The following is a 20,229-nucleotide window of genomic DNA, read 5'->3' as shown; positions in this document are numbered from 1 at the left end:
CCTCATCCTGAGGAGCCCGGCGAAGCCGGGCGTCTCGAAGGATGGGGCGACGCATCATGGCCGGCGGCGCATGGTTCGAGACGGCGCTTCGCGCCTCCTCACCATGAGGTTGTGCCTGTGGTCAGAGTCCCAGAACGCCAGTGCTGATTCCATCGGAGACGGAACGGCTCTAGTCGGCGCGCAGCTTCAGCCCGGTCGCGGCTTCGAGGTCTCTGATCGCCTGATCGGCGCTGGTGACCTTGATCGTGGTCATGCCCATCTCGCGCGCCGGCTTGAGGTTGACGCCGAGGTCGTCGAGATAGACGCAGTTGGCCGGGTCGACGCCGAGCGTATCGGTCATCATCCGATAGATCTTCGGATCCGGCTTGCGCAGGCCGATCTTGGCGGACTCGATGACGTGATCGAACAGCGCCATCACTTCGGCGACGTACAGCGTGCGGCCCGAGGCCGAGCCGATCGCGTTGGCGGGCAGATTGTTGGTGATGCAGCCGGTCTTGAAGCTCTGCTTGACGCGGCGCAGGGCCTCGACCATCTGCGGGCGGAGATCGCCGGACAGCAGCGGCAGCACCTCACGGCCGCGGACCTCGGCGCCGAGCGCGCGCGATTCTTCCGCGAACAGCGCGTCGAAGGTGTCGAGATCGACTTCGGCACGCTCGAACTTCGCCCAGGCGTTCTCGAAATGATTGGCGGCATTGGTGCGGCGGATGATGTCGATCGGCAGCCCGCGCTCGATCTCGAACCGTGCGAACGCCTCGAACGGCGAGGAGGTGAGCACCCCGCCGAAATCCCAGATCACCGCCTCGACCATCGCGTTTCGTCTCCCCGCTGTTGATTGCAGCGAGGGCTAGCACGCGGCTGCGGCGGCCACCAGTCCGGGCGGCGAGGCGCCGGCATGCATCGCCTCCAGCATGGTGTCGCGCAGCCATTTGTGGCCGGGGTCGTCGGTGTTTCGCTCGTGCCAGATCATGTGGAAGTGCTGTTCCGAGATCGGCACCGGCGATTCGTGGATCTGCAGATTGAACACCGGCGCCATCAGTTCGGCGAAACGGCGCGGCAACACCGCGACGAGGTCGCTGCTGCCGACCGCCGCCGGCATCGACCAGACCTTGTTGACCATGTAGGCGATCCGCCGGTTGCCGCCGCGGGTGGTGATGTCGCGATCGATATTGATGTGACCGCGCAGCTCGTTGATCAGCGCCACCTGGTTCAGCGCCATGAAGGTCCTGGCGTCGAGCGTGGCGCCGATCCCGGGATGGCCGCGGCGGGCGACCACGACGTTGTCGCACGGGCAGATCGTCTCGAACACCAGCCCCGGCGCGCTGACCGGGAAGGTGTAGCAGGCCAGATCCAGCGTGCCGGCGATGATGTCGTCGGTGACGTTGGTGTTCCAGGGCGGGCGGGATTCGATCGTCACCTGCGGCGCATGCGCGGTGATCTCGCGCAGCAGCGGCGGCATCAGGATCGGCTCCAGCGGATCGACGATCACGATCCGGAAGGTGCGCTTGTAGGAGGCGAGATCGAGGCTGCGATCGCCGTCGAATTGCTGGCGGATCAGCCGCAGCGCCTCGCGCACCGGGTCGATCATCTGCTGCGAGCGCAGCGTCGGCTTGACGCCGCGGCCGGCGCGCACGAACAGCGGATCGTCGAAATGCTCGCGCAGCCGCGTCAGCGCGTTCGAGACCGCCGGCTGGCTCAGCGCCAGTTGCCGCGCGGCGTGGCTGATATTGCCGGTGGCATACACCGCGTCGAACACGATCAGCAGATTGAGGTCGACATTACGCAGGTTGATCGTCGCCATCGGCCCCCGCCGTCCCCCTGTAGCCTTGATCTTGCGACGCAAACTTCAATCATTCGCGCGGCTGATAGATAGATGAGCGGCGGCCCGCCTGCCATGGCGAATTGTCGCAGCCGGCCCTCATTGTCGGCACGGGAGCGCGGCCCAAACCATTCACCGGCGCTATGGTCGGCATTCAAAGACATAATTTTTCATCCCGTTGCCGCGCTCCTAGTGTCCCCCTGGGGGGCGGAGCGAACGCGCATGCGGCGGTGTCGCAAGCGGCCGAGCTACACGCCATCGATGAAGACAAGACCCGGCCGGCGCGCCCGCGTGCGTCGGAACGGCAGCGCTTTGGGGAGACGCGACGATGGACGTGCCGACGGTGAGGGGTGGCAGGATCGCGAACGGCAGGGTGCGGATCGCGTCCGTCGCCGCGGCACGGATCAAGCAATTGCTGCTGTCGACCGCGCTGGTCGGCATCGTGGTCTATCCGCAGGCGCTGCAGGCGCAATCCTGGAACGGCAACGTCGACAGCGACTTCTCCAACGGCGCCAATTGGAGCACCGGCGTCGCACCGACCTCAACCGACGTCTCGACGATCGCATCCACGCCGACCACCCCGGTGGTGGCCGCGACCACGGCGAATGCCGGGCAGATCACGATGTCCGGCGCCACAATCGGCATCAATAGCGGCGCGACACTGGTCTTGAACACCCTGACTGTCGGGAGCGGGTCCACCGTGACCGGGGCGGGCGCCATCGCGACGAATTCGTTGTTCCTCGACTCCGGCTCGGTCGCGACCGATGTCGCGCTGGGGATCCTGGCGACCATGGGAGGCGGCACCATCAGCGGCGCGATCAGCGGCGCCGGCCAGATGCTCGTCTCCGGCGGATTCAACACCTTGACCGGCGCCAACACCTATAGCGGCGGCACGCAGATCAATGCCGGCGCGCTCCTGACGGTCGGCGACAGCGGCACCCTCGGCTCGATCACCGGCGACATCGTCAACAGCGGCACGCTGACCTTCACCCGCTCCGATACGACGGCCTATGGCGGCGTGATTTCCGGCACCGGCGTGGTCAACAAGTCCGGCACCGGCACGCTGGTCCTGTCCGGCGCCAACACCTATAGCGGCGCGACGACCATCCTCAACGGTACGCTGCAGACCGGCGCCAACAACGTGCTCAGCAGCGCCTCGGCGCTGACGATTGCCGCCGGTGCGACGCTCGACCTCACCAATACACAACAGACCGTGGCATCGCTGGCGGGCGCCGGCAATGTGAATCTTGGAGGTGGCCACGCCTTCAGTTTCGGTGGCGACAATGCGTCCACCAGCTTCACCGGAAATTTCATTGGCACGCTAAGCGCCATCAAGGAAGGCACCGGCACCTTCAGCTTCAGCGGTACCGGCCCGAGCGCTGGCGCCATCCAGATCAATGCGGGTACGCTGGCATTGACCGGCGCGGCCGACTTCAGCGGTGCAGGCGTCACCTTGCAGGCCAATACGACGCTGGACATTTCCGGGGCCAACGCCGGCATCTCGATCAAGAGCTTGCAGGGCCAGAACGGCACGGCGGTCCATCTCGGCAGCCGCACGCTGACGGTCCAGCGCACCGACTTTGTTTTCGGCTCCAACTTCAACGGCGTCATCGACGGCAGCGGCGGCCTGACCGTCGGGCAAAATTCGTCGCTCAGGTTGTTCGGCGTCAACACCTATAGCGGCCCGACCACGCTCAGCTCGGCGTCGGCCACGCTGGACCTTCGACATGTCAGCGCCATCGCGGCCTCCAGCGAGGTCAATCTCGCCGCCAGCGGCGTCACGCTGGCGAGCCAAAATGCCGGCGGAGACGCCACGGTTCAGGCGCTGCGCGGCGTCGCCGGCAGCATCGTCACCCTGCACAACAACAATCTGGTGATCGCCAACGCGGCATCGGATTTCGCCGGCATCATCAAGACGGATTTCGGCGCGCCGACCGGCGGCGTCATTCTCAATGGCGGCCACCAGACCCTGTCCGGGATCAACACCTATCTGGGCGCCACCACGGTCAATGCCGGCACGCTCAGCGTCAACGGCTCGATCGCAACCTCGTCGCTGACCACGGTCAATGCCGGCGGCACGCTGGGCGGCACCGGCACGGTCGGCAACACATCGATCAATGGCGGCGCGCTGGCGCCGGGCAATTCGATCGGCACACTGAATGTGAGCGGCAATCTCGTCTTCACCGCGGCGTCGAGCTACATGGTCGAGGTGTCGCCCACCAGCGCCGACCGCACCAACGTCAGCGGCACCGCGACGCTCGGCGGCGCGACGGTCAACGCGATCTTCGCCAGCGGCAGCTATGTCGAGCGGCAATACACCATCCTCAATGCCGCCGGCGGCATCGTCGGCACGTTCGGGTCGGTGGTGAACAGCAATCTGCCGTCGGGCTTCAAGTCGAGTCTGGGCTACGATTCCAACAACGCTTATCTCAATCTGGTGCTGGACTTTACGCCTACGCCGACACCGACTCCAACACCCACGCCGTCGCCGCTGCCGATCAACAGCGGCCTCAACGGCAACCAGACCCAGGTCGCCAACGCGCTGAGCGGATATTTCGCGCGCAACGGCAGCATCCCGATCTTGTTCGGCGCGCTCGGTCCGGCCGGGCTGAGCGCTGCGGCGGGCGAGACGCCGACCGGCGTTCAGCAGACCACGTTCAACGCCATGAACATGTTCATGGGCGTGCTGACCGATCCGTTCAGCAACGGTCGCGGGCTTGGCGATCAGACGCCGGTCGCGATGTCCTACGCGGGCGGCGGCTCCGTGCGCGATGCCCACGCGATGATCACCAAAGCGGTGAAGCCGTCGTTCGAACCGCGTTGGGTCAGTTGGGGCGCGGGCTTCGGCGGTTCGCAGACCACCGACGGCGATGCGACGCTCGGCTCCGCGACCTCGACCAGCCGGCTCTACGGCATCGCCGCCGGCGCCGACTACTGGCTGTCGTCACAGACCGTCGCCGGCTTCGCGATGGCCGGCGGCGCAACCAGTTTCGGCCTCGCCGACGGGCTCGGCTCCGGTCGCTCCGATCTGGTGCAGGTCGGCGGCTTCGTGCGCCACAGCATCGGCGCCTTCTATCTCACCGCTGCGGCCGCCTATGGCTGGCAGGACATCACCACCGAGCGGACACTCGGCGTCGGCGGGATCAATCAGTTGCGTGCCAACTTCAACGCCAACGCTTACTCCGCCCGCGTCGAAGCCGGCCACCGCTTCGTCGCGCCGCTGATTGGCGGCATCGGCCTGACGCCCTATGCCGCCGGGCAGGTCACCGCGTTCGATCTGCCGGCCTATGCGGAGCAGACCGTGAGCGGCAACGGCGTGTTCGCGCTCGACTATGCTGCGAAGACCGCAACCACGACGCGCAGCGAGATCGGCCTGCGCAGCGACAAGTCGTTTGCGCTGGATGGCGTGCTGCTGACGCTGCGCGGACGGGCGGCCTGGGCGCACGATTTCGACGTCGAACGCTCGATCGCGGCGACGTTCCAGGCGCTGCCCGGTGCGAGTTTCGTCGTGAACGGCGCGCGTCCGGCGCGGGATGCGGCGCTGACGACGGTGTCCGCCGAGGTGAACTGGTTGAACGGCTTCTCGGTCGCGGCCGCCTTCGAAGGCGAATTCTCCGACGTCACCCGCAGCTATGCGGGCAAGGGCGTGGCGCGCTACGCTTGGTGATCGTGCGCCGCGCGCTCGGTTCGAACCGCGCGAACGAGTATGCCGTAGAACGAAATACGGTTCCGAAAACGGGAACGTCTGTGGCCTCATATCCACACCCGATGCGACTTTGTCGCAAAGCGGCGCCGCCAACCTGTTCATCCCAATTGTGAACCTGTAGGCTGATTCACGAAGCGGGCTCGGTCGTGGCCCGCGAGGTGACGAGGTGTGAATTGCAATATCGGCGAACTGCCGACGACCGGGGGTCGCGGCTTAAGGCGGCCGAGCTGATTCGAATTCGTGGGCGGCGGCAGGTTGTTGTGTCGGCGCTGATGGCCACAACGGCTTTGTTGTCGGTCGCCCAGACTGCGCATGCCCAGCAGGTCTGGACCGGCGCGACGAGCCAGGACTACGACACGGCTTCGAACTGGAGCGGCCCGGTTGTGCCCGACGCCGGTGCGACGGCAACGTTCACCAGCAACGGCGCGCCGACGTCGGTGGTGCTGACGACCATCCGCAGCCCGGCCGGCTTCACGTTCGATGCAGGGACGCCGACCTACACGATCGGAGTCGCATCCGGCGGGCAGCTCAATATGAGCGGCGCCGGCATCGTCAACAACTCCGGCAACGCCCAGGAATTCCTCATCGGTTCCGGCAGCCAGATCGACTTCGTGGGCTTCAGCACCGCGGGCAATGCGACCATCAGGAACCTGGGTGGTACTCTGATTTTCAGCCAGACTTCGTCCGGAGGAACCGCCGCAATCGAGAATGACGGCAGCATGGGGCTGCGGACGACCTCAGGCTCGATATCGATCGGATCGCTGTCGGGCAGCGGGACGGTGGCGGCCATCGCGGCCGGCGTCCCGGTCCAGAGCTTGAGTATCGGCAGCCTGAACACCTCCACGGAATTCTCGGGCACGTTCAGCGACGGCGACTCGCAATTCGCGCTGGTCAAGACCGGGACCGGAACGCTGACGCTGACGGGGAACAATTTCTACTCCGGAGGCACCACGATATCGGGCGGCACGCTGCAGCTCGGCAATGGCGGCTTGAACGGCTCCATCATCGGCGACATCATCAACAATGCGACGCTGGCCGTCGATCTCAGCAACGGCACCAGCCTCGGCGGCGTGATCTCCGGCAGCGGCGAACTGGTCCAGCGCGGGGGCGGCATCCTCGCGCTGCTCGGCAACAACACCTATACGGGCGGCACCACGATTTCTTCGGGCACGCTGCGGGTCGGCAACGGCGCCACCAGCGGTTCGATCGTGGGCGACGTCGTCAACAACAGCGTGCTCCAATTCAATCGTTCGGACGCGATCGGCTTCGGTGGCGTGATCTCCGGCAGCGGAGAGCTGGTCAAACTCGCCGGCGGCACGCTGACGCTGACGGGGGCCAACACCTACACCGGCGGCACCACGATCAGCAACGGCACGCTGCAAATCGGCAGCGGCGGCACCACCGGGTCGATCACCGGCAACATCACCAACAACGCAGCGCTGGTGTTCAATCGGTCTGATGCAATCGGCTTCGGCGGGGTGATTTCGGGCACCGGCAGCGTCACCAAGCTCGGCAGCGACGCGCTGCTCCTGTTCGGCGAGAACACCTACACCGGCGGCACCACCATCAGTGGCGGCTTCTTGCAGATCGGCAGTGGCGGCACCGCGGGATCGATCGTCGGCGACGTCGTCAACAACGGGACGCTGGAGTTCGCCCGCTCGGACGCCCATGCTTTCAGTGGCGCGATTTCCGGCACCGGCAATCTGATCAGCTTCGGCGGCAGCGTCGGCAGTGGCGTTTTCACGTTGACCGGGACCAATACTTACTCCGGGGGCACGACCGTCTCCAGCGGCACGCTGCAGATCGGCGACGGCGGTACCTCGGGCTCGATCGTCGGCAACGTCAGCAACAACGCTACGCTCGCGTTCAATCGCTCCGACGCCACGAGCTTCGGCGGCGTGATTTCCGGAGGCGGCCAAGTCGTCAAGCGCGGCGCCGGCGACCTGTCTCTGACGGGCCTCAGCAGCTATACGGGCGCCACCACGGTCGATGCCGGCACGCTCAGCGTCAACGGCTCGATCGCGTCGTCGTCGTTGACGACGGTGAACGCAGGGGCGGCGCTCGGCGGCACCGGCACGGTCGGCACCACGCTGATCAACGGCGGCGCGCTGGCGCCGGGCAATTCGATCGGCACGCTGAATGTGAGCGGCAACCTCGTCTTCACCGCGGCGTCGAGCTACATGGTCGAGGTGTCGCCGAGCAGTGCCGACCGCACCAATGTCAGCGGCACCGCGACGCTGGGTGGCGCGACGGTGAACGCGTCGTTCGCCAGCGGCGGCTATGTCGAGCGGCAATACACCATCGTCAACGCCACCGGCGGAGTGGTCGGCACTTTTGGCGCGCTGGTCAACACCAACCTGCCGTCCGGCTTCAAGTCGAGTCTCGGCTACGATGCCAACAACGCCTATCTCAATCTGGTGCTCGACTACACGCCGACGCCGCCGACCCCGGAGCCGTCACCGACGCCGCCCGTCATCAACAGCGGCCTCAACGGCAACCAGACTCAGGTCGCCAACGCGCTGAGTGGTTATTTCGCGCGCAACGGCAGCATCCCGATCGTGTTCGGCGCGCTCGGCCCGGCCGGGCTGAGCGCTGCGTCGGGCGAGACGCCGACCGGGGCACAGCAGTCGACGTTCAACGCGATGGGCATGTTCATGGGCGTGCTGACCGATCCGTTCAGCAACGGCCGCGGGCCGGCGGATCAGACGCCGGTCGCGATGTCCTACGCGGCGGGTGGCACCGCCGGCCGCGGCGGCTCGGCGCATGACGCCCACGCGATCATCATCAAAGCGGTGAAGCCGACGTTCGAACCGCGCTGGGTCAGTTGGGGCGCGGGCTTCGGCGGTTCGCAGACCACCGACGGCAATGCGACGCTCGGCTCCGCGACCTCGACCAGCCGGCTCTACGGCATTGCCGCCGGCGCGGATTACTGGCTGTCGCCGCAGACCGTCGCCGGCTTCGCGATGGCCGGCGGCGCGACCAGTTTCGGCCTGTCCGGCGGCCTGGGCTCCGGCCGCTCCGACCTGATCCAGGCCGGCGGCTTCGTCCGCCACCGCGTTGGCGCCTTCTATCTCACCGCCGCAGCCGCCTATGGCTGGCAGGACATCACCACCGAGCGGACACTCGGCGTCGGCGGGATCAATCAGTTGCGTGCCAACTTCAACGCCAACGCTTACTCCGCCCGCGTCGAAGCCGGCCACCGCTTCGTCGCGCCGCTGATTGGCGGCATCGGCCTGACGCCCTATGCCGCCGGGCAGGTCACCGCGTTCGATCTGCCGGCCTATGCGGAGCAGACCGTGAGCGGCAACGGCGTGTTCGCGCTCGACTATGCTGCGAAGACCGCAACCACGACGCGCAGCGAGATCGGCCTGCGCAGCGACAAGTCGTTTGCGCTGGATGGCGTGCTGCTGACGCTGCGCGGACGGGCGGCCTGGGCGCACGATTTCGACGTCGAACGCTCGATCGCGGCGACGTTCCAGGCGCTGCCCGGTGCGAGTTTCGTCGTGAACGGCGCGCGTCCGGCGCGGGATGCGGCGCTGACGACGGTGTCCGCCGAGGTGAACTGGTTGAACGGCTTCTCGGTCGCGGCCGCCTTCGAAGGCGAATTCTCCGACGTCACCCGCAGCTATGCGGGCAAGGGCGTGCTGCGCTACGCCTGGTGATCGTTCGAACGCCTGTCATTGCGGCGCCGGAGCCCGGCGTCGATCCGCACCTTCTCAATGCATGGTCTTGCTGCTCTTGAGAAACGGGCGGCGGGCGGATTCGTGCTTTTCGTAGAGTTCGAGCCAGCGGCGGTCCTCGGGTCGGTACCATTCCTCATTGCCGCCCGGCGGCGGTCCGCTCTTGGCGATGATCTCGTCCAGCCGGAAGAACTCGGCGGTTTCTTCCGACGAGAGACCGATCAGCACCCTGTTTCCAGAGCTATCGAGTTCGTAATCGTCGTCCTTGATCATGCCGCCAATTGACCATCGGCGACGGCGCGGTCAACGCAATTGCGCGCTTAACCTAACTGATCAACCTTACCCGCCGATTGTTGCGTCGGATTCAAGGAATAGCCGATCGCGAATACTTAACGCGTTAATACAATGTTTTACCTCTCGAATTACAGGATAACCGGGTACCGGCCGACGCGGCGGCGTTCGGCGATGCAGGGCAAGGGGACCTTTGATGCTGAGATCGATTTCGGCGCGGATGATCGTGGCGATCACGCTGGTGGCCATCGGATCGTGCGCCATGCTGGCAGGCTTCAGCTTCTGGCGGCAGCAAGAAACCATCGATGTTGCGCTGGAGCGGGAGCTTCGCTCGGACTACGCCAACCTGTCCGGCGCGATCGAGGCGGAAACCCGCACCACGCTGGCGCTCAGCGAAACCCTCGCGGCGATGCAATCGGTCAAGGACTCGATTCGCTCCGGCGATCGCGACGCCACGATCGCGCTGTTGAAGGAGGCTCACGGCAAGCTCGCCCCGCGCGGCCTCAACCTGATCACCATCCAGGTTCCGCCGTCCACGACATTCGCCCGCGTCCACAAGCCGGATGCGTTCGGCGACAACGTCGCCAACCGTCGCAAGATGGTGGTGGATGCGCTGGCCAATTCACGCTCCGAGGGCGGCATCGAGCCCGGCCGCGACAACCTCACCGTGTTCGGCACGGCGCCGATCGTCGACAGCAAAGGGCTGGTGGGGACGATGGATATCGGCGCGCCGTTCGGCCAGAATTTCGTCGAGCGGATGAAGTCGCGGTTCGGGGTGGACGTTGCGATTCTACAGCCCACCGGCGAGAGCACCAATGTCATTGCCTCGTCGATCTCCGGCCTGACTCCGGACGCCGATGCAGTTCGCCGCGCGATGTCCGGCGAACTGGTGATCCGCAAGCAGGAACTCGGCGGCAAGGCCACCGGCGTGACCTTCGGCCAGATCAAGAACTTCTCCGGCAACCCCGTCGCGGTGCTGCAGATCGTGCGCGACGCCAGCGCCTACGCCGCGCTGACGGCGAGCGCGCTGCAGTGGCTCGGGCTGGCGACGCTCGGCGCGGCGCTGGCCGCGATGGCGATCGCATTCTGGCTCGGCCGCGGCATGGCGAAGCCGATCCGGGCGCTGGAAGGCGCGATGCGGGAAATCAGCCAGGGCCACCACGCGGTCGAAGTCCCCGGCTGCGCCCGGCGCGACGAGGTCGGCTCGATGGCCCGTACCGTCGAAGTGTTCAAGGAAAGCCTGCTCGAGACCGAACGGCTGCGCGCCTCGCAGGATCAGCAGCGCGTCGCCCACGAGAATGAACGACGACAGGCGATGCTCGAACTGGCGGCGCGGTTCGAGTCGAGCGTCGGCAGCGTGGTCGAACTGGTCGGCTCGGCGGCCACCGAACTGCGCGGCACCGCGGATTCGATGGCCGGCACGGCGAAGGAATCCGAACAGCGGATCGTGGCGGCCACCGCCGCCTCGTCGCAGGCGACTTCGAACGCGCAGGCGGTCGCCGCGGCGGTCGAAGAACTCGACGCCTCGATCAACGAAATCGGCAAGCACGTCGATCAGTCGGCGAACGTCGCGAGCGAGGCGGCCAATCAGGCCGGGCGCACCAACGAAGAAGTGAAGGGGCTTGCGGAAGCCGCGCAGAAGATCGGCGAAGTGGTGACGCTGATCAGCGACATCGCCGCGCAGACCAATCTGCTGGCGCTCAACGCCACCATCGAAGCGGCACGCGCCGGCGACGCCGGTCGCGGTTTCGCAGTCGTCGCCGCCGAGGTCAAGGCGCTCGCCGAACAGACCTCCAAAGCGACCGACGAAATCTCCTCCCAGGTCGGATCGATTCAGACCGCGACGCAGAGTTCGGTGACGGCGATCGAGGGCATCACGACCATCATCGGCCGGGTCAACGAGATCGCCACCGCGATCGCCAGCGCGGTGCGCGAACAGGGCGTCGCGACGCGCGAGATCGCCCACAACGTCGCCGAGGCTGCGCGGTCCACCACCGAGGTTTCGAACAATATCGGCGGCGTCCACGAAGCCGCGCGCGAAACCGGCATCGCGGCCGGCCAGGTCGTCGACTCCGCGACGGAACTGTCGCGGACCGGCGAGACCCTGAAGACTCAGGTCGACACCTTCCTGCGCGAAGTCCGCGCCGCGTGATCGGCTGATCGCGAACAGACCGGCGATGCGGGGGCTTCGGCCCCCGCTTTCGCATGGTTAAGCGAAGCTGACCGGATACCGTTCAATTCTCTTTAATCAGATTGGTGGACTGTGCGCGGATGACGCGCGGAGTTCGTTTGTATCTCGTCGGCTCCTTCGTCCTTGTGTCGCTTGCTGGTTGCGGACGCGGATTGTTTCAAACCGCCGAACGCGAACCGTGGCGGACCGAGGCCGAAGTCGCTTGTCTGAAATCGGGCGCCGTCAAGGAGGGCCCCGAACTGGTCCGGGTCGATCCGATTTCCGGACCCGGAGTTTGCGGCGCCGAGTTCCCTTTGAAAGTGGCGGCGCTCGGCGAAACTAGTGCGATCGGCTTTGCCGACGATCTGCGTCCGCCGGCGGCAATCGGCGGCGCGCGGCAGCCGCGCTGGCCGGGCGCGCAGCCCTCCTATGCCGCGCCGGCGCGCGGTTATCCGCAACAGCAATCGCAGCAGCCCGCCTACGGCAGGTCCACGCCCTCCGGTAATGGCGGTTCGAACACAGGCTATGTGAATTCAAACGCGGGCTATGGCAGCAACAACGGCCCGGTGTCGCTGACGCCGCCCGGCGTAGGACAAGCCGGCCGCGACATCGATCTGCCGAACGACGGCGCGCTGCCGCCGGCCGATCGTCCGCCGGCAGAGCACGTCACCGGCTATACGCGCGATCCGAACTACGCACCGGCTCCCGTCGGCCGCGCTCCCGTCGGCCGCGCTCCCGACGATGCGCAGCGGCCGCTGCCGCGGCTCGGTCCGGCGCAGGGCAACATCACTGGCTCGGTCGGGCCGGTTGCCCTCAAGCCGGTGGCGACGCTGGCGTGTCCGATCGTGTCCGCGCTGGACCGCTGGCTGGCGGAATCGGTGCAGCCCTCGGCGATGCGCTGGTTCGGCGTGCCCGTGGTGGAGATCAAGCAGATCTCGGCCTATTCGTGCCGCGGCATGAACGGCAATCCGAACGCCCACATCTCCGAACACGCCTTCGGCAACGCGCTCGACATCTCCGCCTTCGTGCTGGCCGACGGCCGGCGCGTCACGGTGAAGGGCGGCTGGAAAGGGCTTCCGGAAGAGCAGGCGTTCCTGCACGACGTGCAGAACTCGGCGTGTCAGGTGTTCAACACCGTGCTGGCGCCGGGCTCGAACATCTATCACTACGATCACATTCACGTCGACCTGATGCGCCGCAAGAGCCAGCGCAGCATCTGCAAGCCCGCCGCAGTGCCGGGCGAAGTGATCGCGCAGCGCCTGCAGCAGCGCAACCCCTATGCCGGCAATGGCTGGAACGGCGTCACCGGCTCGATCGGCAAAGCCCCGCCGCGGTCGAAAGCAGTCTCCCGCGACGAAGCCGAGGACGATTAGTTGGCTGTTGCGTCCCGCTTCGCCCGATAGGCGGCGAGGAACATCCGGGTGGCGCTGTCCACCACCTCGGCGATCCGCGCGGGCGAGGGCGTCTCGGTCATCTGGAAGACGTACGGCAGAAACAATGTGGCCTGGCACAGTTTGGTGAATTGCGCCGCAGCGAGCGGGCAATTCTCGATCTCCAGTTCGCCGGCCTGCACCTGCAGCTCGAGATAGCGCGCGAACCGGCCGAGCGAATTGGCGATCACCCGCTCGTAATAGCGCTGGCCGATCTCCGGCATCCGTTCGGCGATCGCCATCACCGTGCGGATCGCCGACGCGCCGCGTGGATTGCACAGCGCCTGGATATAGGCGGTGCCGAACGCCACGAGCGTGGATTCGACGTTTCGCCCCGGGGTGAAATCGAACGCCAGCATGCCCTGGGCGAGGCTCTCCTGCTCGATGATCTCGCAGAACAGCGAATTCTTGTCGGCGAAATAAACGTACAGCGTGCCCTTGGACACGCCGGCGGCGCGGGCGATCTCGCCCATGCTGGCGCCGTCGAAACCATGCTCCAGAAACACCGCGCGCGCGCCCTTGACGATCTGACGGCGCTTGGCGCTGTCGTCGTCGGGGTGAGGCGCCTGGGCGGCGGTGGCGTTTGCAACCATTGGTTCAGCGTGTCCGAAAATTCTGCCGGCCCCTCTCACAAACACGGGACCGCGCTGCTAAGCTCGATGAAGAAATCTATCTTGACCGAACCGTTCGGTCAATTTATTCGAGAATAGCTGTCAGGACGGGTGGTCCGGGCAAGCGCTCACGATGATGAGCCAGTCAGGAGGAAGCCCGATGTCCGGACGCGACCAAGCTGCCCGCGTTCTCAGGTCCGAGCCGGTGCAAGAAACGGATGCGCGGGCCGCCGTGACGCCGCAAGTTGCGCGGCCGCTGCCGGAAGACCCGTCGACGCTGAAGCTCGCCGAGCCTGTCGGGCGCGAAGCCGAGTCCGAACCGATCGCGCCGGCGACCGAGCCCGCGGCCGCGGCGAAGAAGCCCGGCCGGAAGCGGCTGGTGCTGGTCGGCGTCGGCATCGCGGCGCTGGCCGCAGTCGCTTACTTCGGCATCGACTACATGCTGGTCGGCCGCTTCATGGTGTCGACCGACGACGCCTATGTCCGCGCTAACAACACCACGCTCGGCGCCCGCGTTGCCGGCCATATCGCCGCGATCATCCCTGGCGACAATACGCTGGTGAAGGCGGGCGACGTGGTGTTCCGGATCGACGATGGCGACTACAAGATCGCCGTCGCCTCCGCGCGCGCCAAGATCGCCACCCAGCAGGCGACGATCGAACGGATCGGCCGGCAGGTCACCGCGCAGCAGAGTGCGGTCGAGCAGGCGCAGGCGCAGCGCGACTCCGCCGAAGCCTCGGCCAGGCGCGCCGCGCTCGATTTCGACCGCCAGCAGGCGCTGAGCACCAAGGGCTTCGCCTCGCGCGCCGTGTTCGAGACCTCGCAGGCCAGCCGCGACCAGGGCACGGCCTCGGTCGCCGCCGCCAAGGCGGCCTATGACGCCGCGCGCGACAATGTCGAGGTCACCAAGGCGCAGCAGAACGAGGCGCGCGCCCAGCTCGTCGAACTGCAGAGCTCGCTCGCCAAGGCCGAGCGCGATCTCGACTTCACCAATGTCCGCGCCCCGGTCGACGGCGTGTTCTCCAACCGTCTGGTCAACACCGGCGACTACATCAATGCCGGCCAGCGCCTCGCCAATATCGTGCCGCTCGACGGCGTGTATATCGACGCCAATTTCAAGGAAACCCAGCTCGCCCGCCTGAAGCCCGGGCAGACCGTCGACATCTCGGTCGACGCTTACGCCGGCCGCAAGATCGAGGGCACGGTCGACAGCCTGTCGCCCGCGGCGGGGCAGGTGTTCACGCTGCTGCCACCCGACAACGCCACCGGCAATTTCACCAAGGTCGTGCAGCGCGTGCCGGTCCGCATCCGCGTGCCCGCCGACGTGGCGCGCGAGAACCTGCTGCGCGCCGGCATGTCGGTCTATATCCGGGTCGATACGAGGACCGGGAAGTAAGCGCCGGCTCGCGGCGGAGAATTCGCCGAAATGTTTCCGACGAAAGTCCTCACCATCCGTCATGCCCGGCCTTGTGCCGGGCATCCACGTCTTCCTGGGGAAGCCTCGAGAAAGGCGTGGATGGCCGGGACGAGCCCGGCCATGACGGTGGTGGGAGGCAATAGGCTCTGAGGAATCCGCCGATGTCGGCATCTACCACAGCGACCGCCGGAGCGGTGCCGCAGGCGCCGGCCGAACACGTGCCGACGAGCCGGCTGATCGCGTTCCTGATCATGGTGTTCGGGATGTTCATGTCGATCCTGGACATCCAGATCGTCTCGGCCTCGCTGTCCGAAATCCAGGCCGGCCTGTCGGCGTCATCGTCCGAGGTCTCCTGGGTGCAGACCTCGTATCTGATCGCCGAAGTGATCGCGATCCCGCTGTCCGGCTTCCTGTCGCGCGCGCTCGGCACGCGCAATCTGTTCGCGATCTCCGCGGCCGGCTTCACCTTCGCCAGCCTGATGTGCGGCCTGACCTCGTCGATCACCGAGATGATCGTGTGGCGGGCGATCCAGGGCTTTCTCGGCGCCGGCATGATCCCGACGGTGTTCGCCTCGGCGTATACGGTGTTTCCGCGCAGCAAATTCAACCTGGTCGGGCCGATCATCGGGCTGGTCGCGACGCTGGCGCCGACCATCGGCCCGACGGTCGGCGGCTACATCACCGATCTGATGTCTTGGCACTGGCTGTTCTTCATCAACGTCGTGCCCGGCATCGGCATCACCATCGGCGTGCTGATGCTGGTCGATTTCGACGAGCCGCATTACGAACTGCTCGATCATTTCGACTGGTGGGGGCTCGGCTTCATGGCGGGCTTCCTCGGCTCGCTCGAATACGTGCTGGAAGAGGGCCATCGCAACGACTGGTTCAACGACGAGTCGATCCTGATCTTCGCGGTGGTCTGCGCGGTCTGCGCCGTGGGGTTCTTCTGGCGGGTGCTGACCGCGCGCGAGCCGATCGTCGACATCCGCGCCTTCACCAACCGCAATTTCGCGTTCGGCTGCCTGTTCTCGTTCTGCGTCGGCATCGGCCTGTACGGCCTGACCTACATCTATCCGCGCTACCTCGCCGAAGTCCGCGGCTACAGCGCGCTGATGATCGGCGAGACCATGTTCGTCTCCGGCATCGCGATGTTTCTCTCGGCGCCGCTGGTCGGCCGGCTGATGACGCTGGTCGACATGCGCATCCTGATCGCGATCGGCCTCTTGCTGTTCGCCGCCGGCACCTGGCTGATGACCGGGATCACCCGCGACTACGACTTTTACGAACTGCTGTGGCCGCAGATCTTCCGCGGCGTCGGCATGATGATGGCGATGGTGCCGGTCAACAACATCGCGCTCGGCACGCTGCCGGCCGAGCGCGTCAAGAACGCCTCCGGCCTGTTCAACCTGACCCGCAATCTCGGCGGCGCGCTGGGGCTGGCGCTGATCAACACCATCCTCGACGGCCGCACCGATTTCCACATCTCGCGGCTGCACGACAAGGTGACGTGGGGCAACGCCCAGGCGGTCGACTTCCTCAACATGCTGACCCAGAAATTCCAGGGCATGGGCGACGCCTCGATGATGGCGCTGAAGCAGTTCAACCAGATCGTCCACCGCCAGGCCGTGACCATGAGCTTCGGCGACGCGTTCTTCCTGCTGACGATCTTTTACGTCGGCCTCAGCACGCTGGTGGTGCTGGTCGCCAAGCCTGCGAACCCGGCGGCGGCGGGGGATGGGCATTGAGAGCGCGAGCAGCCGTCGCTCTTGATGAATCGCCCAATCGAGCGACTGCAAAGAATAAGACAAAAGACCAAGCACTTCGGTGGCGTCTCGTAGGGCACCGCGTAAAGTCGATGTTGACTGGTTGACAGGGATCATTACGTAGCTAGTCTGCTACGTATATCAATCTCGTCCGCTCTTTCTGAGCGATCAATATCTCATTCTTTAGTCACGTAAGCGATAATGGGAAATTTAATCAATATCTGGCGAGAGGTTAGTGCGTACCTTCGATATGCAAATACTCGTAACTTTGCTCTTGTTGCTATAATTGCGAGCGCTCTCACGCTATTGACGGCTTTGCGCACGACAAATTCTGTTAGCTGCGTCCTCGTTCCTTCCTCATTCACTTTTGCTGTTGTCTCATCGCTTCTGACATTGGCAGAAATAGTTCTGGCGCTCTCATTCATTCCGAGACTCGATTCGCTCGGCAATTTCGAAAGCAATTGGGTGATTGCAGCGAAAATGGGTTATCTTATCCCACGACCATCTGTTAGTGAGCATAGAAATCCTATCTATTTCTACGACATCGGTTGCTTTAACAATGGTGTCGAGTACTTCGAGTTCTTGAATTCGCGGTTCCCAGATCTGATCGATAGTTCCAGTCCTACATCAAGTATCTGCGCACAGCAAATTTGGATAATTGCAAGGATATCGATGAAAAAGTTTGCTCAGTTCGCAATTGCCCTGTCATTCCTATTTCTTGGGGGCGCATTCTATCTAATAGGCTGTTTGATTCGGGCGGGACAACCATGCACGACGAGCTAGGTCTAATATCGGAAGTGTTGACTACGCCGCTCCTTGAAGCTGAGCTAACGGGACATGAGATCGGACGCAATCGTGTTCGTGTACTTCGGCTCCTATACAAACTGCTGAAGGATCGGTGTATTGGTATCCAAATTTGGTTGGCCGACTCACTTGGCGATTGGACAGAATTGCGTCTAGCGTACTGGTGTCCGTCGTTGTCAAATGAGTATGTTGAGGATGTGAAGGGTTCGATCTGCCGGGTGCCGAAAGTTACTGGTGAGAGTAGATTTTCATCTAGTCATTACACGTCTGAGGTCCTTCGTTGTGCAAATTATCAGTTTGAATTGGTTGGTATCACTGCGAGTCATCGGCATCTCATTGAGATGCCAAATCCGATCCCAAAGGGAAGTGCAAAATCGACGTCTTCGTTAAGCCCGCTGGCTTGGGCCATATTCGCGCTCCGCGAGCCATTGACGCTCGCCCAGTCGCAGGCGGCTAAAGTACTCGCGTTCAATTTTTCGATTCTCTTAGAGCACGGACGAATTCATCGCATTGTTGAGACTACAAATGCCTGCACTCAAGCGCTCCATAGCTCGACCTCTTTGGAGGTCGCTCTTCGTGAGTGCGCACTGCAGTTGGCAAATAGTTGCGCTGCTCAAGCAGGTGGACACGTAGAATTTGTCAATGGGGTTGTGAGTAGTCTTGGGTTTCCCGACGGCTGCGCACTTACCGAGAAAGATAAGTCTGATATCCATGACTTGCTGCTGACAAAGGTATTTCCAATACCAGCTCTACATGAGCTATTTACCGATGTGGCCAACGGAAGAGAATTCCATTCTAATCCCTCGCTTGGAAACTTACTCTTTATCCCAATTCTGGCGCCTGGCATTTCTCTCATTACGGCCCCTTTCTCTCCGCTTGGCGGTGCTGAGGAGGAGCTTGGCAGAGAATGTGAGACGGTTACTCACGCGATCTTCCTGATTCGAAAGTCCAGTCCAAATTTTCTTGGCGTCAATTTCAGTGCGACTGATCGAAAATTGTGTAGGAGCGTTTCCCGAAACCTGTCAAATGCGGCGTTCTCTCGGTTCTTTGAGGAGCTATTTCTCTCGCTAAATAGCTATTTTTCAACGGTTCCTTTGGATAGCGAGATTGACTTGGATGACGTGTTTGACCGCATTCGACGAATCGTGCCAAGCGCCTCGTTTCTTGAGCTGTATACCGTATATCGTGAAACATCAGGGCAGCTGACGATCAATCCGGCCCAAGGCAGCGCGGCAGTACCTAATGGAATTGTTAATGAATTTATTGAGAGGGAGTCGAATGATATATTTGGATGCGTATCAAACAACGTTGAGGAGACGATTGAATGTGCATGCTGTGTAATTGAGCATGAGCGTGTGGCGCTCATATTTCGAATAAGCACAAATTATGTGCCGCTACGATTCTATGTCATAGAGTTTGGTTCCTCGATTCTTGAGGCGTTCCGGTTTCAACTTCTCAAACATTTCATGCGCGAGTTGTTCAATTTACATCGCGCGCGTGATTTGTCAGAGCAGAGAAGTAGCTTGTTGGCGCAAATACGACACGCTGTCGTCGATCCGTTGGCCGCTGCAACTAACAATATTGATGTCTATCAGAGTTACCTTAATGAATGTGGGAAGGATGATGAATCGTGGAGCGAGTTGCGCTCTGATAGAGAGTTTCGAGAGCTAATACCGCAGGCGAAGTATCTTAATCATCAAGCGCTCCTATTCATCGATACGGGACGCTTTCTGCTGTCCAATCTTACTTATTCAAACATTAAGTTTGAGCAGTATCGTCCGAAGGACTTGATCAGAACGGTTCGAACTGCGTTCAATTATGGGCTTCGTGAGAGAGGGCAGTCTTGGTCTCTAAAACTGGTGGGCGACGACAGGCGCTACGCTGTCGGCGACAGTTTGCTTCTGTGGATGGCCATGGCAACTCTTATAGACAATGCGATCAAGTATGGACGTCGCGAAACGCCTATAAACGTAGTGATCAATCATTTGGAATCTGAATGGTCGTTTTCGGTCGAGAATACAGGGGACTATCTCGATCCGTCTCTTAGAGAAGACATATTTCGTCCTTTTGTGCGTGGACACAAAGCGGACACGGGAATAACACGGCGCCAAGGAACGGGTATCGGGTTGACAGTGGCGCAGAAAGTTGTCCAAGCGCACTGCGCGACCTCATCAGTGCATTTCACGTCAAAGCGGAAGAGTGATGGGAAGACTGCCTCAACAAGATTTTGGTTTACGCTTCCCTACAGATTGGCGAGTCGGGCTGATTCGTCGGGCGACCAAGTTGGATTGATTGGTGGGGATGAGTCGCCGGAAAGAAGTTCATGATTCAAGTACATACCATTGTACATATTGAGGATGATGCGCCTCATTGGCGCTCATTGACTCAATCATTGTATCTGGCGATACGTGAGCAGCTCGGCGAGCGAAGCGTAAAGGCTCGCGGAACTCTGCGGATGGTTCGCCCGAAGAACTCGCACGAATTTCCAACTAGGACATGCATTACCTGGAATGACGGTGTTGACCACGAAATAAGCTACTG

The 20,229-nt window shown here is 63.3% G+C and carries 11 protein-coding genes; 7 read left to right on the top strand and 4 right to left on the bottom strand.

The window, feature by feature from the left end; all coding sequences use genetic code 11:
- Positions 1-169 precede the first annotated feature (169 nt).
- Positions 170-808, bottom strand: coding sequence for an HAD-IA family hydrolase (locus SR870_RS09815; RefSeq protein ID WP_322517780.1), 639 nt, complete (start codon positions 806-808; stop codon positions 170-172).
- Positions 809-844: 36 nt separating this feature from the next.
- A complete protein-coding gene (locus SR870_RS09810) occupies positions 845-1,798 on the bottom strand; it encodes a LysR family transcriptional regulator (RefSeq protein ID WP_322517779.1) in 954 nt (317 codons plus the stop codon).
- Positions 1,799-2,144: 346 nt separating this feature from the next.
- On the opposite strand from SR870_RS09810, the gene SR870_RS09805 reads away from it, so the two are divergent.
- Both SR870_RS09805 and SR870_RS09800 read left to right on the top strand, forming a co-directional pair.
- Positions 2,145-5,483, top strand: coding sequence for an autotransporter outer membrane beta-barrel domain-containing protein (locus SR870_RS09805; RefSeq protein WP_322517778.1), 3,339 nt, complete (start codon positions 2,145-2,147; stop codon positions 5,481-5,483).
- Positions 5,484-5,794: 311 nt separating this feature from the next.
- On the top strand, positions 5,795-9,184 hold the full coding sequence (locus SR870_RS09800) for an autotransporter-associated beta strand repeat-containing protein (RefSeq protein WP_322517777.1): 3,390 nt from the start codon (positions 5,795-5,797) through the stop codon (positions 9,182-9,184).
- 54 nt (positions 9,185-9,238) lie between these two features.
- Here the strand turns inward: SR870_RS09800 and SR870_RS09795 are convergent, their stop codons facing one another.
- A complete protein-coding gene (locus tag SR870_RS09795) occupies positions 9,239-9,475 on the bottom strand; it encodes a hypothetical protein (RefSeq protein WP_011440872.1) in 237 nt (78 codons plus the stop codon).
- A 214-nt stretch (positions 9,476-9,689) separates the two neighbouring features.
- Here SR870_RS09795 and SR870_RS09790 point away from each other — a divergent pair, with 214 nt between their 5' ends.
- Positions 9,690-11,645, top strand: coding sequence for a methyl-accepting chemotaxis protein (locus tag SR870_RS09790; RefSeq protein ID WP_322517776.1), 1,956 nt, complete (start codon positions 9,690-9,692; stop codon positions 11,643-11,645).
- A gap of 119 nt (positions 11,646-11,764) precedes the next feature.
- Positions 11,765-13,036, top strand: coding sequence for an extensin family protein (locus SR870_RS09785; protein WP_322517775.1), 1,272 nt, complete (start codon positions 11,765-11,767; stop codon positions 13,034-13,036).
- On the opposite strand, the gene SR870_RS09780 is transcribed toward SR870_RS09785, so the two are convergent.
- Positions 13,033-13,686 (bottom strand): TetR/AcrR family transcriptional regulator, encoded by a 654-nt coding sequence (locus tag SR870_RS09780; protein WP_322517774.1) that lies wholly within the window; start codon positions 13,684-13,686, stop codon positions 13,033-13,035. The two genes, SR870_RS09785 and SR870_RS09780, sit on opposite strands and share 4 nt — an antisense overlap.
- A 178-nt stretch (positions 13,687-13,864) precedes the next feature.
- Here SR870_RS09780 and SR870_RS09775 point away from each other — a divergent pair, with 178 nt between their 5' ends.
- The 3 genes from SR870_RS09775 (at position 13,865) to SR870_RS09765 (ending at position 20,015) form a co-directional block, all read left to right on the top strand.
- The gene (locus tag SR870_RS09775; RefSeq protein ID WP_322517773.1) at positions 13,865-15,100 is read left to right on the top strand and encodes an HlyD family secretion protein; all 1,236 of its coding nucleotides are present in this window, start codon (positions 13,865-13,867) and stop codon (positions 15,098-15,100) included.
- Between the two features lie 182 nt (positions 15,101-15,282).
- Positions 15,283-16,866, top strand: a complete 1,584-nt coding sequence (locus tag SR870_RS09770) for a DHA2 family efflux MFS transporter permease subunit (RefSeq protein ID WP_322517772.1) — start codon at positions 15,283-15,285, stop codon at positions 16,864-16,866.
- 785 nt (positions 16,867-17,651) lie between these two features.
- Positions 17,652-20,015, top strand: a complete 2,364-nt coding sequence (locus SR870_RS09765; protein ID WP_322517771.1) for a sensor histidine kinase — start codon at positions 17,652-17,654, stop codon at positions 20,013-20,015.
- The last annotated feature ends 214 nt before the right edge of the window (positions 20,016-20,229 follow it).

This window comes from Rhodopseudomonas palustris (genome assembly GCF_034479375.1).
Classification (GTDB): domain Bacteria; phylum Pseudomonadota; class Alphaproteobacteria; order Rhizobiales; family Xanthobacteraceae; genus Rhodopseudomonas; species Rhodopseudomonas palustris_M.
This window is presented reverse-complemented; position numbering and strand designations above follow the sequence as displayed.